Source organism: Nocardioides cremeus, from assembly GCF_030518195.1.
In the GTDB taxonomy this organism is placed as follows: domain Bacteria; phylum Actinomycetota; class Actinomycetes; order Propionibacteriales; family Nocardioidaceae; genus Nocardioides; species Nocardioides cremeus.
In genome coordinates this window covers 58,710-72,193 of sequence record NZ_JAULSC010000013.1, presented here as the reverse complement: position 1 = coordinate 72,193, position 13,484 = coordinate 58,710, and the positions used below count along the sequence as shown (strand labels likewise).

12 protein-coding genes and 1 riboswitch are annotated in these 13,484 nt (G+C 73.8%); of the genes, 8 read left to right on the top strand and 4 right to left on the bottom strand.

The window, feature by feature from the left end; all coding sequences use genetic code 11:
- The first annotated feature begins 84 nt into the window (after positions 1–84).
- Positions 85–1,245 (top strand): ADP-forming succinate--CoA ligase subunit beta, encoded by a 1,161-nt coding sequence (gene sucC / locus QWJ41_RS13445; protein ID WP_302708921.1) that lies wholly within the window; start codon positions 85–87, stop codon positions 1,243–1,245.
- A gap of 22 nt (positions 1,246–1,267) precedes the next feature.
- Entirely contained in the window at positions 1,268–2,164 is an 897-nt protein-coding gene (sucD, locus tag QWJ41_RS13440; RefSeq protein WP_193667030.1) for a succinate--CoA ligase subunit alpha, read from the top strand.
- Positions 2,165–2,263: 99 nt separating this feature from the next.
- Here sucD and QWJ41_RS13435 read toward each other — a convergent pair whose 3' ends face one another.
- From QWJ41_RS13435 to QWJ41_RS13425, 3 genes are all read right to left on the bottom strand, one after another.
- Positions 2,264–3,655, bottom strand: coding sequence for a hypothetical protein (locus QWJ41_RS13435; protein ID WP_302708920.1), 1,392 nt, complete (start codon positions 3,653–3,655; stop codon positions 2,264–2,266).
- A complete protein-coding gene (locus QWJ41_RS13430) occupies positions 3,648–4,154 on the bottom strand; it encodes an RNA polymerase sigma factor (protein ID WP_302708919.1) in 507 nt (168 codons plus the stop codon). The genes QWJ41_RS13435 and QWJ41_RS13430 overlap by 8 nt, the downstream gene beginning before the upstream one ends.
- Before the next feature lie 108 nt (positions 4,155–4,262).
- Positions 4,263–6,149, bottom strand: a complete 1,887-nt coding sequence (locus tag QWJ41_RS13425; RefSeq protein WP_302708918.1) for a SigE family RNA polymerase sigma factor — start codon at positions 6,147–6,149, stop codon at positions 4,263–4,265.
- A gap of 91 nt (positions 6,150–6,240) precedes the next feature.
- Here QWJ41_RS13425 and QWJ41_RS13420 point away from each other — a divergent pair, with 91 nt between their 5' ends.
- The 5 genes from QWJ41_RS13420 (at position 6,241) to QWJ41_RS13400 (ending at position 11,278) form a co-directional block, all read left to right on the top strand.
- Positions 6,241–7,506: a cell division protein PerM gene (locus QWJ41_RS13420; protein WP_302708917.1), complete on the top strand. Its 1,266-nt coding sequence runs from the start codon at positions 6,241–6,243 to the stop codon at positions 7,504–7,506.
- A 38-nt stretch (positions 7,507–7,544) separates the two neighbouring features.
- On the top strand, positions 7,545–8,165 hold the full coding sequence (gene purN / locus QWJ41_RS13415; protein WP_302708916.1) for a phosphoribosylglycinamide formyltransferase: 621 nt from the start codon (positions 7,545–7,547) through the stop codon (positions 8,163–8,165).
- A gap of 25 nt (positions 8,166–8,190) precedes the next feature.
- Positions 8,191–8,268: riboswitch (ZMP/ZTP riboswitch) on the top strand.
- A 33-nt stretch (positions 8,269–8,301) separates the two neighbouring features.
- Positions 8,302–9,876: a bifunctional phosphoribosylaminoimidazolecarboxamide formyltransferase/IMP cyclohydrolase gene (purH, locus tag QWJ41_RS13410; RefSeq protein WP_302708915.1), complete on the top strand. Its 1,575-nt coding sequence runs from the start codon at positions 8,302–8,304 to the stop codon at positions 9,874–9,876.
- A 155-nt stretch (positions 9,877–10,031) separates the two neighbouring features.
- On the top strand, positions 10,032–10,877 hold the full coding sequence (locus tag QWJ41_RS13405; protein ID WP_302708914.1) for a bifunctional methylenetetrahydrofolate dehydrogenase/methenyltetrahydrofolate cyclohydrolase: 846 nt from the start codon (positions 10,032–10,034) through the stop codon (positions 10,875–10,877).
- Positions 10,878–10,888: 11 nt separating this feature from the next.
- On the top strand, positions 10,889–11,278 hold the full coding sequence (locus QWJ41_RS13400; protein WP_302708913.1) for a DUF3017 domain-containing protein: 390 nt from the start codon (positions 10,889–10,891) through the stop codon (positions 11,276–11,278).
- 187 nt (positions 11,279–11,465) lie between these two features.
- Here the strand turns inward: QWJ41_RS13400 and QWJ41_RS13395 are convergent, their stop codons facing one another.
- Positions 11,466–12,452 (bottom strand): malate dehydrogenase, encoded by a 987-nt coding sequence (locus QWJ41_RS13395; RefSeq protein ID WP_302708912.1) that lies wholly within the window; start codon positions 12,450–12,452, stop codon positions 11,466–11,468.
- Between the two features lie 108 nt (positions 12,453–12,560).
- Here QWJ41_RS13395 and QWJ41_RS13390 point away from each other — a divergent pair, with 108 nt between their 5' ends.
- Positions 12,561–13,475: an NAD-dependent epimerase/dehydratase family protein gene (locus QWJ41_RS13390; RefSeq protein ID WP_302708911.1), complete on the top strand. Its 915-nt coding sequence runs from the start codon at positions 12,561–12,563 to the stop codon at positions 13,473–13,475.
- Positions 13,476–13,484: the final 9 nt, after the last annotated feature.

Sequence of the window (13,484 nt, the reverse complement as noted above, 5' to 3'; positions counted from 1 at the left end):
CGCGGAGACAACCAGGGTGCAGGTGTCCGACTGCACCGTTGAGTGCAATCGATGACTAGCGATGACTAGAGAACTGGTGGATCAGTGGACCTGATGGAGTTCCAGGCGAAGAAGCTCTTCGCCAAGCACGACGTCCCGGTGACCGAGGGCATCGTTGCCCAGACCCCCGAGGAGGCGAGGGCGGCAGCCGAGAAGCTCGGTGTCGTCGTCGTCAAGGCGCAGGTCAAGGCCGGCGGTCGCGGCAAGGCGGGCGGCGTCAAGCTCGCCAAGACCCCCGACGAGGCCTTCGAGCACGCGTCGAACATCCTGGGGATGACGATCAAGGACCTGACGGTCCACCGGGTGCTGATCGCGCCGGCCGCGAGCATCGAGGAGGAGTACTACTTCTCCTTCCTGCTCGACCGCGCGAACCGCAGCTACCTGTGCATCGCCTCGGTCGAGGGTGGTGTGGAGATCGAGGAGGTCGCCAAGACCAACCCCGACGCCGTCAAGCAGATCGCCATCGACCCGGGCACCGGCGTCGACGAGGCCAAGGCGCGCGAGATCGTCGCCGAGGCCGGCTTCCCCGAGGTGCTCACCGACCAGGCCGTGCAGACCGTGCTCGGGCTGTGGAAGACCTTCGTCGAGGAGGACGCCACCCTCGTCGAGGTCAACCCGCTGGCCCGCCTGGCCGGTGACAAGCTCGAGGCCCTCGACGGCAAGGTCTCCCTCGACGAGAACGCCGAGTTCCGTCACGAGGACCACGCCGAGTTCGAGGACAAGGAGGCCGCCGACCCGCTCGAGGCCAAGGCCAAGGCCATGGGCCTCAACTACGTCAAGCTCGACGGCGAGGTCGGCATCATCGGCAACGGCGCGGGCCTGGTCATGTCGACCCTCGACGTGGTCGCCTACGCCGGCGAGAAGCACGGCGGCGTCAAGCCCGCCAACTTCCTCGACATCGGTGGCGGCGCGTCCGCGACCGTGATGGCCAACGGCCTCGACGTGATCCTCAACGACCCCCAGGTCAAGAGCGTCTTCGTCAACGTCTTCGGTGGCATCACCTCCTGCGACGCCGTCGCCGACGGCATCGTGGGTGCGCTCGACATCCTGGGCGACGAGGCCACCAAGCCCCTCGTCGTGCGCCTCGACGGCAACAACGTCGAGGAGGGCCGCCGCATCCTCGGGGAGAAGAACCACCCCCTGGTGACGCTGGTCGAGACGATGGACGGTGCGGCCGACAAGGCTGCCGAGCTGGCGAACGCCTGAGAAGGACGAGGAACCTAGAACTATGTCGATCTACCTCAACAAGGACTCGAAGGTCATCGTCCAGGGCATCACCGGCGGTGAGGGCACCAAGCACACCCGCCTGATGATGAAGTCCGGCACGCAGGTCGTGGGCGGCGTCAACGCCCGCAAGGCCGGCACGACGGTGACCCACCAGGACGCCGACGGCAACGACGTCGAGCTGCCCGTCTTCGCCAGCGTCGCCGAGGCGATGGCCGAGACCGGCGCCGACGTCTCCGTGGCGTTCGTGCCCCCCGCCTTCACCAAGGACGCCTGCATCGAGGCCATCGACGCGGGCATCGGCCTGCTCGTGGTCATCACCGAGGGCGTCCCGGTGCAGGACTCCGCCGAGGTCTTCGCCTACCTCGACGGCAAGAAGACCCGGATGATCGGGCCCAACTGCCCCGGCATCATCACCCCGGGCGAGGCCCTGGCCGGCATCACCCCGGCCACCATCGCCGGCAAGGGCCCCGTGGGCCTGGTCTCCAAGTCGGGCACGCTGACCTACCAGATGATGTTCGAGCTGCGTGACTTCGGCTTCTCGACCGCCATCGGCATCGGCGGCGACCCGGTCATCGGCACCACCCACATCGACGCCCTCGAGGCGTTCGAGGCGGACCCCGAGACCAAGGCGATCGTGATGATCGGCGAGATCGGTGGCGACGCCGAGGAGCGGGCCGCGGCCTACATCAAGGAGCACGTCACCAAGCCGGTCGTCGGCTACGTGGCCGGCTTCACCGCCCCCGAGGGCAAGACCATGGGCCACGCCGGCGCCATCGTCTCCTCCGGTGCGGGCACCGCGCAGGGCAAGAAGGACGCCCTCGAGGCGGCCGGCGTGAAGGTCGGCAAGACGCCGTCCGAGACCGCCGACCTGATGCGCGAGATCCTCAAGGGCCTCTGAGCCCCCAGCACGACCCAGCACGACCGACAGGGGAGGTTCCCCGGCACCAGCTGCCGGGGAACCTCCCCTGTCGCCGTCCGCGGGCGTGTGTGGCCTCGCTCAGCCGCCGAAGACCGTCCGCACCTGCTCCAGGACCGGCGCCGTCTCGGCGGCCAGGTCGTCGGCACCGGCCTCCACGGTCGCGCTCGACCACTCCGCGCCCCAGCTGGTGGCCAGCACCGCGTTGCCGACCCGCGTCACCTGGTAGACGGCGCCGCCGATGCCGCCGTCGCTCATCGTCATCGCGAAGGTGATCGAGTCGGGCGGCTCGAAGGCCGGCACGACCTGCGACCAGGTCACCGGGTCGCCGCGGCTGCCGCCGACCGAGGAGCAGGCGGCGACCGCGTCGCGCACCCCGGCGAGCACCTGCTCGGCGCGGGCCACCGAGTCGTACGTCGCCAGCTCGCGCACCCGCAGCGTCTCCGGGCCCGCCAGCGCGTAGGCCAGGCGGTCCACCGGCTCGGCCGGCCACGTGCCGCGCAGCGTCGAGCACATCGCCGACAGGTCCACCCCGTCGCCGTCGGGTGCGGGGCCGATGGCCTCGCTGTCGCCGTCGACGACGAGGCCGGCGTCGAGGGTGAAGCCCGCCGGGATCTCCGCGTCGACCGAGGCGGGCTCGACGGGCTGCGGCTTCGCCGGCGGCTCGTCGCAGGGGTCGGCGGCGAAGACGCACATCGACGACACGACGTACGCCGAGTCCTCGCGCACCTGCTCGACGGTCAGGTCGACGACCTCGGGGTCGCCGGATCCGCCGAAGTTGGCGTTGTCGTAGAGCACCGCGTTGCCGACGCGGACCAGCTGGTGCACGTGCGCCTCGCCGGTCTGCTCGCCGTCGGTGTACCAGTTGTTGACGAAGACGTAGGACTGCTCGCCCAGGTCGGAGGCCTGCTCGACGGCCCAGATCGAGACGCCGCGCGGGGTCGGCTGCTCGCAGGCGGCCAGCTGGTCGCGCACGTCGTCGATAGCGGCGCTCGCGGCGGCGTCGTCGGCGTACACCGCGACCGTGCGCTGCTCGGAGGCCTCGACGCCGTCGGTCCAGATGACGTCCTCGGTGTCGAGCGCGCCGGCGGCGGTGAATCCCGGCCCGCCACAGGGCCCCACGAGCTGCTGGCCGTAGTTGGGGTAGCGCTCGGCGCCCTCGGGCATCTCGTCGAGCAGCGGGAGGTCCGGCGGCACCGCGGTGCGCCACTCGACGCCCTCGGTGGAGGCCGAGCGCGTGGCGGGGCCGGGCCCCGCCGGGTCGAGTGGCCGGGTGGAGTCGGCGCCGCCGGCCATCAGCGCCAGCGGGGTGGCCACCAGCACGCCGACGGCGGCGACGCTGCCGACCGCCACCAGCGCGGTGCGCCGGCGGCGCAGCCGGTCGCCGCGGCGGCGTACCTCGGCGGCGGGCAACGGGTCCACGGGCAGCCCCTGGTGGGTGAAGGTGGCGAAGAGGTCGTCGTGCTCAGGCATGGCTGGCTCCCTCCTGGAGTCCGTCGTCGTCGGTGAGGAGGGCCGCCAGCGCGGCGCGCCCGCGGGAGAGCCGAGCCTTGACGGTGCCCTCGGGCACCCCCAGCTCGCGGGCCACCTCGTGGACGGGGAGGTCGGCGATGTGGTGCAGCACGAGCGTGTGCCGCTGGGCCTCGGGCAGCTGCTCGAGGGCCCGCACCAGGGCCACGTGCGACTCGCTGGGCGGGGCGGTCGTGGTGCGGGGGTCGACCGCGCGGTCGGTGGGCCGCTTCGCGAGCCGCGTACGCCGCCAGCGGCTGACCGCCAACCGGTGCGCGGTGGTGCGCACCCACGCCTCGGGGTGCTCGGCGCGCTCCAGCTTGCGCCGGTGCGACCAGGCGCGCACGAACGCCTCCTGGACGCACTCCTCGGCCTCGTCCCGGTTGCCGATCATGGCGTAGAGCTGGGCCACGACGCGTGGGTACGAGGCGGCGTAGAAGTCGTCGAACTCGCGTTCGTCCATCGACTCGACCTCATTCTCCTCATGGTGCTGACACCCAGGAGTACGCCTTGGGGTCCCTCACGGTTGCACCCGGAGCCGAGAAAGTCGCGCGGATTCTGCGCCGGAGCCTCAGGGCGCGGCGCGCAGCCGCTCGAGGGCCCGCTCGGCCAGGGCGGCGAAGGCGCCGTCGGCCATCTGCACCTGCGGCGTCGGCACGAACGCCACCTGCATCACTCGCCCGCCGACCCGGCCCACGGCCATGTCGTAGCGCACCACGGTGTCGTCGGAGACCTCGATGCTGACCCGCCAGGCGTGCAGCTCGGTGTCGCCGTTGCTGCGCGAGAGGGTCGAGACCACCTCGGAGCCCAGCTCGCGGTCCTCGCAGCTGGCCATCTTGCGGCGCACGGTGTCGACGAAGCCGCCGGCCTGGCGCGCGGGGAGGGTGCCGACGGTCTCGCTGAGCCCGAACTCGACGGGCAGCTTGGCGCCGGGCACCAGGTAGGTGCGGGTGGAGGCGTCGCGGACGGGTTGGCCGCCGACCTTGCCGGTGAAGACGGTCTGGTCGCAGCGCGTCGCGGCGGGGTTGCCGCCGCGGGGCCGGGTGGCGCGGGTGGCCACCCAGGGCCGCTCGACGGTGCTCACGGGCGGCAGGTCGGTCTCGACCAGCAGCCGCGGGGCGTCGCCCACCGGCTCGGCGTCGCGCGGCGCGAGGCGCACCCGCCCGGTGGCGCAGGCCCCGCCCGGCTCCAGCTCGCACAGCGCGTCGACGGCCTCGGCGAGCAGCTCGGCGTTGCCCGGCGGGTTCTCGACGCTGTTGCCGAGCACCGAGGTCAGCGTGGTCGTCACGTAGCGCCCCGACCGGGCGACGCCGAGCACGTAGGTGCGCACGGGGTCGGCCCAGTTGCGCAGCACCATCTGCACGGCCTCGTCGCCCACGCCCTGCACGGTGCTGGTGCGCAGCAGCTGGGTGCGCCCCTGGGTGCAGCCGGAGTACCAGCCCTCGACGGTGCGGAAGCCGTCCTTGGCGGCCTTCCGGCTGCGGGAGACCTCGGTGGCCTGCCAGGCCAGGCGCTTGGGCTCGGCCTTGGGGCCGCTGCCGCCGGGGGTGGCCACGCTGAACTCGCGCACCAGCGCGTCGACGACCTGCGGGTCGGCGTACCGGCTGGCGCGGCACGGCATCAGCAGCCCGTCGCCGGCGGTGTTGTCGGTGGTCTCGAGGGCGCTCCAGCCCTGCCCGGGCACCCGTTCGGCGACCGCGCTGGCCGGCACCATCGCGGCCTCGGGCAGCGGCTCGGCCTCGGGAGCGGGGGCCAGGGCGCCCTCGCTGGGCGCGGGCGTGGTGGGCGCCGCGCTCGGCACCGAGAGCGCGGCCCGGTCGAGGGTGGGGCGCAGCCCGGCGGGCTCGGTCAGCAGCGCGCCGGCGACCCCGACGGCGGCGACCGTCGCGACCGCGCCCACGAGCGTGTGCGTACGACGCCGGGTCGTGCCCGCGCGCCGCACGATGCTCGCCCGGGGCCACCGGACCTCGCCGGTGACGCTCTCGAGCCGACGCAGCAGCAGCGAGGTCTGGGTGCTGGGCGCGCCACGGTGCAGGGAGAACTGGGCGGTGGCGTGCTGCAGCTCGCGCGCGGCGGCCTCGTCGGTCATCCCCACCTCGCGCGCCAGCTCGGGCATGCTGGTGCTGGCCAGGTGCGCCAGCAGCAGCACCCGGCGCTGGGTGGTGCTCAGCTGGCCGAGGGCCTCGAGGGTCGCCTGCAGCTCGGGGTCCAGGCCCTTCTCGCGGTGCCAGACCCGGGCGGTGTGGCGGCGGTGGGCGTGCTGCCACACGTGCGGGCGCACCCACGCCTCGGCCGAGCCGGTGCGGGCCACCTTGCGCCAGTGGTGCCAGGCCAGCACGAACCCGTCGCGCACCGAGGAGCGCGCGGCCGGCAGGTCGCCGGTCAGCGCGTAGGCCTGCAGCAGCAGGCGGGCGCGGGCGTCCTTGTAGAACGCGTCGAACTCCTCGGGATCCTTCATGGCGAGTCGACGATACGGGGTCGCCACAGGGCGCAGCGAGTCGGCGTGGCGGCGCCGAGGCGGGCGCGGGCCGCGCGAGGATGGGTCGGTCATGACTTCGCTGCTGCCCGGTTCGTCCGCCTCCCGCACCGCCCCCGGCGGGGCCGTCCGCACGGCTGCGCCGCACCGCTGGCCGCTCGCACTGCTGTCGGTCCTGGGCGGCCTCGCGGCGGCCCTGGGGCCGCTGCTGGCGTGCCTGGCGCTCGGCGTCAGCGGCTGGTTCCTCAGCGACGCCGGCGCCCACGGCACCCCCAGCGACGGCATGCGCGTCGGCGCGACGGCCTGGCTGATGGCGCACGGCTCGGGCGTGCAGGTCGACGGGGTCGCCGTCACCGCCGTGCCCCTCGGCCTGACCCTGGTCGCCGGCTGGGCGCTGTGGCGCGCCGGGCGACGCGTGGGCGAGGCCGTCTCGCAGCACGGGCCCGACGCCGACGCGATCAGCGACGGCGAGCGCGACTGGACCGTGCCGGTGGCCGCGGCCTTCCTGGCCCTGGGCTACGCCGTGGTGGGCATCCTCACGGTCGCCCTGGCCGGCACCGCGCAGAGCGCCCCCTCGACGACGGGGGTGGTCGCCTGGTCGGTCGGGCTGTGCCTGCTCGTGGGCCTGCCCGCGCTGGCCGTGGGCTCCGGGCGGGCCGCGATCTGGTCGTCGTACCTGCCGCCGGCGCTGGTCGCCGCTGCCGGCATCGCCCGCCGGCTGCTGGTGACGTGGCTGGCGATCTCGGCGCTGGCGCTGCTGGGCGCGCTGCTGGTCGACGTCGGCACCGCCGCCAACGTGATGTCGCAGCTGCACACCGGGGCCGGCGACGTGGTCGTCGTGACCGCCGTCAGCCTGGTGCTGGCCCCCAACGCGGTGGCCTTCGCCGGCGCCTACCTGCTCGGGCCCGGCTTCACCGTCGGGGCCGGCACCCTGGTGGCGCCCTCGGCGGTGGTGCTCGGCCCGCTGCCGATGTTCCCCCTGCTCGCGGCGCTGCCCGACAACGGCACCCCGCCGGCGTGGACCACCGCCCTGGTGGCGCTGCCGCCCGTGGTGGCCGCCGTGGTGGTGGCCCGGGCGATGCGGCGCACCCCCACGCTGCGCCTCGACGAGGGCGCCCTGCGCGGCTGCGTCGGCGGCGCCCTGGCCGGGGTCGGGTTCACCGTGCTCGCGGCGCTCGCCGGGGGAGCGGTGGGCCCTGGGCGGATGCGCGACGTCTCGCCGCTGGCCGGCGAGGTGATGGTGCACTCGATCGCCTCCTTCGGGCTCGGCGGGCTCGTCGGCGGCGTGGCGGTCACGCTGTGGCAGCGCCGCGCGCTGCGCGACGCCGACGCCGGGTAGTCGCGGGCACCGTCCTGGCCGGCACTAGAGTCGATGCCGTGCCAGCGCGTCTCGTCGTCCTCGTCTCCGGCTCCGGCACCAACCTGCAGGCCCTGCTCGACGCCTGCACCGACCCGGCGTACGGCGCCGAGGTGGTCGCGGTCGGCGCGGACCGCGATGGCATCGAGGGCCTGGCCCGGGCCGAGCGCGCGGGCGTGCCGACCTTCGTCGAGCGCGTCGGCGACCACGACGACCGGGCCGCCTGGGACGCCGCGCTGAGCGAGGCGGTGGCCGCCCACGAGCCCGACCTGGTGGTGCTGGCGGGGTTCATGAAGCTGGTCGGCCCGGCCTTCCTGGGCCGCTTCGGCGGGCGCACCGTCAACACCCACCCCGCCCTCTCACCGTCGTTCCCCGGCATGAGCGGGCCCGCCGACGCGCTGGCCTACGGCGTCAAGGTCACCGGCTGCACCCTCTTCGTGGTCGACGAGGGCGTCGACACCGGCCAGATCGTGGCCCAGGTGGCGGTGCCCGTCGAGGACGACGACGACGTCGCGTCGCTGCACGAGCGCATCAAGACCGCCGAGCGGGCGATGCTGGTCGACGCGGTCGGGGTGATGGCGCGCGACGGCTTCTCCGTCGAGGGCCGCCGGGTGCGGCTGGGGTCTCGTCCGGGCAGTTGAGCCGGGGGCGTCGGCGGCCGCTAGGCTGCGGGGACACGACTGGCGCAGGTGGGTGACCACCGGGGAGTGACATGTCGGGGCATCGTCCGCCTGGGTGCCCTCCTTCCGCCGTTTTCCACAGCCCGCAGGAGTGCTCGTGAGCGAGAACCGTGTCCCGATCAGGCGTGCCCTGGTCTCCGTGTACGACAAGTCCGGCCTCGAGGAGCTCGTCCGCGGGCTGCACGACGCCGGCGTCACCCTGGTCTCCACGGGCGGCTCCGCCGCGCTGATCGAGGGCCTGGGCCTGCCGGTCACCAAGGTCGAGGACCTCACCGGCTTCCCCGAGTGCCTCGACGGGCGCGTCAAGACCCTGCACCCGCGGGTGCACGCCGGCATCCTCGCCGACCGCCGCCTCGAGAGCCACGTGCAGCAGCTGGCCGACCTCGAGGTCGAGCCGTTCGACCTGGTCGTCTCCAACCTCTACCCGTTCACCCAGACCGTCGAGTCAGGTGCGACGCCCGACGAGTGCGTCGAGCAGATCGACATCGGCGGCCCCTCGATGGTGCGCGCGGCCGCCAAGAACCACCCCTCGGTCGCCATCGTCACCAGCCCCCAGCGCTACGCCGACGTGCTGGGCGCCGTCGCCGCCGGCGGCTTCACGCTCGAGGAGCGCAAGCGCCTGGCCGCCGAGGCGTTCGTGCACACCGCGTCGTACGACGTGGCGGTCGCGTCGTGGATGGGCAACGTGCTGACCGACACCAGCGACGGCGCCGGCTTCCCCGCCTGGATGGGCGGCACCTGGGAGCGCCAGGACGTGCTGCGCTACGGCGAGAACCCGCACCAGTCGGCGGCGATCTATCGCACCGGCCACGGCCCCGCGGGGCTGGCGGGCGCCGAGCAGCTGCACGGCAAGGAGATGTCCTACAACAACTACGTCGACACCGACGCGGCCCGCCGTGCGGCGTACGACTTCGACGAGCCCGCCGTGGCCGTCATCAAGCACGCCAACCCCTGCGGCATCGCGGTCGGCGCCGACATCGCCGAGGCGCACCGCCGCGCCCACGCCTGCGACCCCGTCTCGGCCTTCGGCGGCGTGATCGCCGCCAACCGCCCGGTCTCGGTCGCGATGGCCGAGCAGGTGGCCGAGGTCTTCACCGAGGTGATCGTCGCCCCGGCCTACGAGGACGGCGCCGTCGAGGTGCTGGCCCGCAAGAAGAACATCCGCATCCTGGTCTGCGAGCCGCTCGAGCGTGGCGGCGTCGAGACCCGCCCGGTCTCCGGCGGCCTGCTCGTGCAGCAGCGCGACGCCGTCGACGCCGCGACCGAGACCGGCGGCGACGACCCGTCGTCGTGGACCCTGGTCACCGGCGAGGCCGCCTCCGACGACGTGCTCGCCGACCTCGCCTTCGCGTGGAAGGCCTGCCGGGCCGCGAAGTCCAACGCGATCCTGCTCGCCAAGGACGGCGCCGCCGTCGGCATCGGGATGGGCCAGGTCAACCGGGTCGACTCCTGTCGGCTCGCGGTCACCCGAGCCGACGACCGTGCCGCCGGCTCGGTGGCGGCCTCCGACGCCTTCTTCCCCTTCGAGGACGGCCCGCAGATCCTCATCGACGCCGGCGTCACCGCGATCGTCCAGCCGGGCGGCTCGGTGCGCGACGAGCTGACCGTCGAGGCCTGCAAGGCCGCCGGCGTGACCATGTACTTCACCGGCACCCGGCACTTTTTCCACTAGGCACGGAGCTTGCTCCGGGCCGTAGGTGGGAAGGTCGAGCGAGCGCCGCGGCCGAGGTACGAGGCCGCGACGCGCGTGCCGAGACACCAGCCGAAGAGCGGCACGACCAGCCCACGGGCGGCGCCAGGGCAGCACCAGATGACAGGATGAGCACGATGACCGCACAGAAGCTGGACGGAAGCGCGACGCTGCGCACGATCAAGGCCGAGCTCGCCGAGCGCGTGGCGGCGCTCAAGGAGCGCGGCGTGGTGCCCGGGCTGGGCACGGTGCTGGTCGGCGACGACCCCGGCTCGCGCTGGTACGTCGGCGCCAAGCACAAGGACTGCGCCGAGATCGGCATCGAGTCCATCCGCGTCGACCTGCCGGCCAGCGCCACGCAGGCCGAGGTGGAGGCCGAGATCGACCGGCTCAACGACGACCCCGGGTGCACCGGGTTCCTGGTGCAGCAGCCGACCGGTCTCGACGAGTACGCGCTGCTCTCGCGCGTCGACCCCGACAAGGACGTCGACGGCCTGCACCCGGTCAGCCTGGGTCGCCTCGCGCTCAACGTGGAGGGCTCGCTGCCCTGCACGCCGGTCGGCTGCATCGAGCTTGTACGCCGCCACGGCATCGAGATCGCCGGCGCCGAGGTGGTCGTGGTCGGTCGTGGCCTGACCGTGGGCCGCCCGCTGGGGCTGCTGCTGACCCGTCGCTCCGAGAACGCCACGGTCACGCTGTGCCACACCGGCACCCGCGACCTGGCCAAGCACGTGCGCGAGGCCGACATCGTGGTTGCCGCCGCCGGCGTGCCGGGCATCATCACCGCCGACATGGTCAAGCCGGGCGCGGCCGTGCTCGACGTGGGCGTCTCGCGCGTCGACGGCAAGATCGCCGGCGACGTGGCCGCCGACGTGTGGGACGTGGCCGGCTGGGTCTCGCCCAACCCCGGCGGCGTCGGCCCGATGACCCGAGCGATGCTGCTGTCCAACATCGTGAGCATGGCCGAGAAGGCCACGGCCTGAGTGTGGCCCTGGTGAGTGATCCGGCGACCGGCGCCGTACCCCCGGAGCCGCCGGTCGACCCGGACGAGGAGCAGACGCCCTCGGTCGAGGAGATCGCCGAGGAGCTCGCCGAGGAGGAGGGGCGCCGCTACCCCTCGACCCTCGGCGGGCTGCTCTACCTCGGCGTGCTCGCCGCCGGCGCGGTCGGCGTCGCCCTGGCCGCCCTCGACGACTGGCGGGTCGGGGTCAGCGTGCTGGCCGGCGCCATGCTCGCGGCCGCGGCCATGCGGCTGGTCCTGCCCGCCCGCGACGCCGGCATGCTCGCCGTACGCCACCGCCTGGTCGACGTCGTCCTCCTCGGCGGGGTCGGCGGCCTCCTGCTCTTCCTCGCCCGCACCATCCCCAACCAGCCCGGCCTCTGACGCCCGAGCCGCGGGGGAGTTTCATCGGCCGGCCGACGAATCTCCTGCCGGGACGACAAAGCTTCATCGTCCCGGCACCAGTTCCGTCGGCCGGCCGGTAAAGCTCCCGCGGCCGGCCCAGCAAGCACACCAGCCCGCCCGGCAGGACCGGGCGGGCTGGTGTGTGGAGCGGGTGGAGCTGCGTGCGTCAGATGAGGCCGAGCTCGGTGACCGCGTCGCGCTCCTCGGCGAGCTCGGCGGTCGAGGCGTCGATCTTGGCGCGGGAGAAGTCGTTGACGTCGAGGCCCTCGACGATCTTCCAGTCGCCACCGGAGGTGGTGACGGGGAAGGAGGAGATGAGGCCCTCGGGGACGCCGTACTCGCCGTTGGAGCGCACCGCCATCGAGACCCAGTCGCCCTCGGCGGAGCCGTAGAGCCAGTCGCGGGCCGCGTCGATGGTGGCGGAGGCGGCGGAGGCGGCCGAGGACGAGCCGCGGGCCTCGATGATCGCCGCGCCGCGCTTGGCGACGGTGGGGATGAAGGTGTTCTCGAGCCAGTCCTGGTCGTCCACGGTCTCGGCGGCGTTCTTGCCGGCGACCTGGGCGTTGAACAGGTCGGGGTACTGGGTCGCGGAGTGGTTGCCCCAGATCGTCATCTTGGTGATGTCGGTGACGGGGGCGCCGGTCTTGGCGGCCAGCTGCGAGATCGCGCGGTTGTGGTCGAGGCGGGTCAGCGCCGAGAACCGCTCCTGCGGGATGTCGGGGGCGTTGCTCATCGCGATCAGCGCGTTGGTGTTGGCCGGGTTGCCGGTCACGCCGATGCGCACGTCGGAGGCGGCCACCTTGTTGAGGGCCTTGCCCTGGGCGGTGAAGATCGCGCCGTTGGCGGAGAGCAGGTCGCCGCGCTCCATGCCGGGCCCGCGCGGGCGGGCACCGACGAGCAGGGCGAGGTTGACGCCGTCGAAGATCCGCTCGGCGTCGTCGCCGATCTCGACGCCGGCCAGGCCCGGGAAGGCGCAGTCGTCGAGCTCCATGACGACGCCCTCGAGCGCCTTCAGGGCGGGGGTGATCTCGAGCAGGCGCAGCTCGATGGGCTGACCGCCGGTCAGCGCGCCGCTCGCGAGACGGAACAGCAGGCTGTAGCCGATCTGACCGGCGGCGCCGGTGACGGCCACCTTCAACGGGGTAGTGCTCACGCGGATCTCCTAGCGATGGTCTGGGTGCGTCCGACGCTAGCAGCGCGGCCGGGGTGAGCGCCCCGCGGGACACCTCCGGGTGAGGCCGCGCGTGCTTGTGTGGAGGGCATGAGCGAACCCACCAGCACACCGACCGTCGTCGTCACCGGCGCCAACGGGCTCGTCGGTGCCGCCACCTGCGCGGCCCTGGTCGAGCGCGGCGCCCACGTGCGAGCCGTCGTACGCCGCGCGGGCACGGCCCCGGCCCTGTCCGGGGTGGAGGAGCACGTCGGCGACTTCCACGACCCCGACCTGGCCGCGAGCGTGGTCGCGGGGGCCGACGCGGTCGTGACCACCGTGCACCCGATGGGCAGCGACCGGGAGACCCAGCACCGCATCGGTGTCGAGGGCACCCCGCTGCTGGCGCGGGCGGCCGCCGAGGCCGGGGTCGACCGCTTCGTGCACGTCTCGACCGCCGCGGTCTACGACCGCTCGCCGGGGGTCGGTGACGTCGACGAGTCGGCGGCGCTGGTCGGCGACGACGGCGGCGACTACCCGGTCACCAAGCGCGACACCGACGCCGAGCTGGCCCGGGTCGAGGGCCTGACCCGGGTGCTGGTGCGCCCGCCGGCGATCCTGGGCCCGGGGGAGAGCTCGGTGTGGAACACCCTGCGACCGGCCACGATCCGCGACGAGGAGGACAAGCGGCGGGCCAACCCCGACCAGTCCTTCGCCTGGGTGCACCTCGACGACCTGGCCTCGCTGATCGCCGACGTGGCCACCGGGCGGATCGCCACCTCCGACGACCCGGAGCGTGGTCCCGTGGCGGGTGGCTGCACCCCGGTCAACGCGGCGGGGGAGCCGGCCCGGGTGCGTGACTACCACGAGGCCGTGACCGGGGCGCTGGGCGTGCAGCCGCAGTGGCAGGAGGAGCCGGCCTGGACCGGGCAGGTCCGCGCCGACCGGGCGCGCGGGTGGGGCTGGACCCCTCGCGTCGACGTGGCCGCGGCCCTCGACGAGCTGCGCCGCGGGCTCCAGGAGTAGACGCAGCAG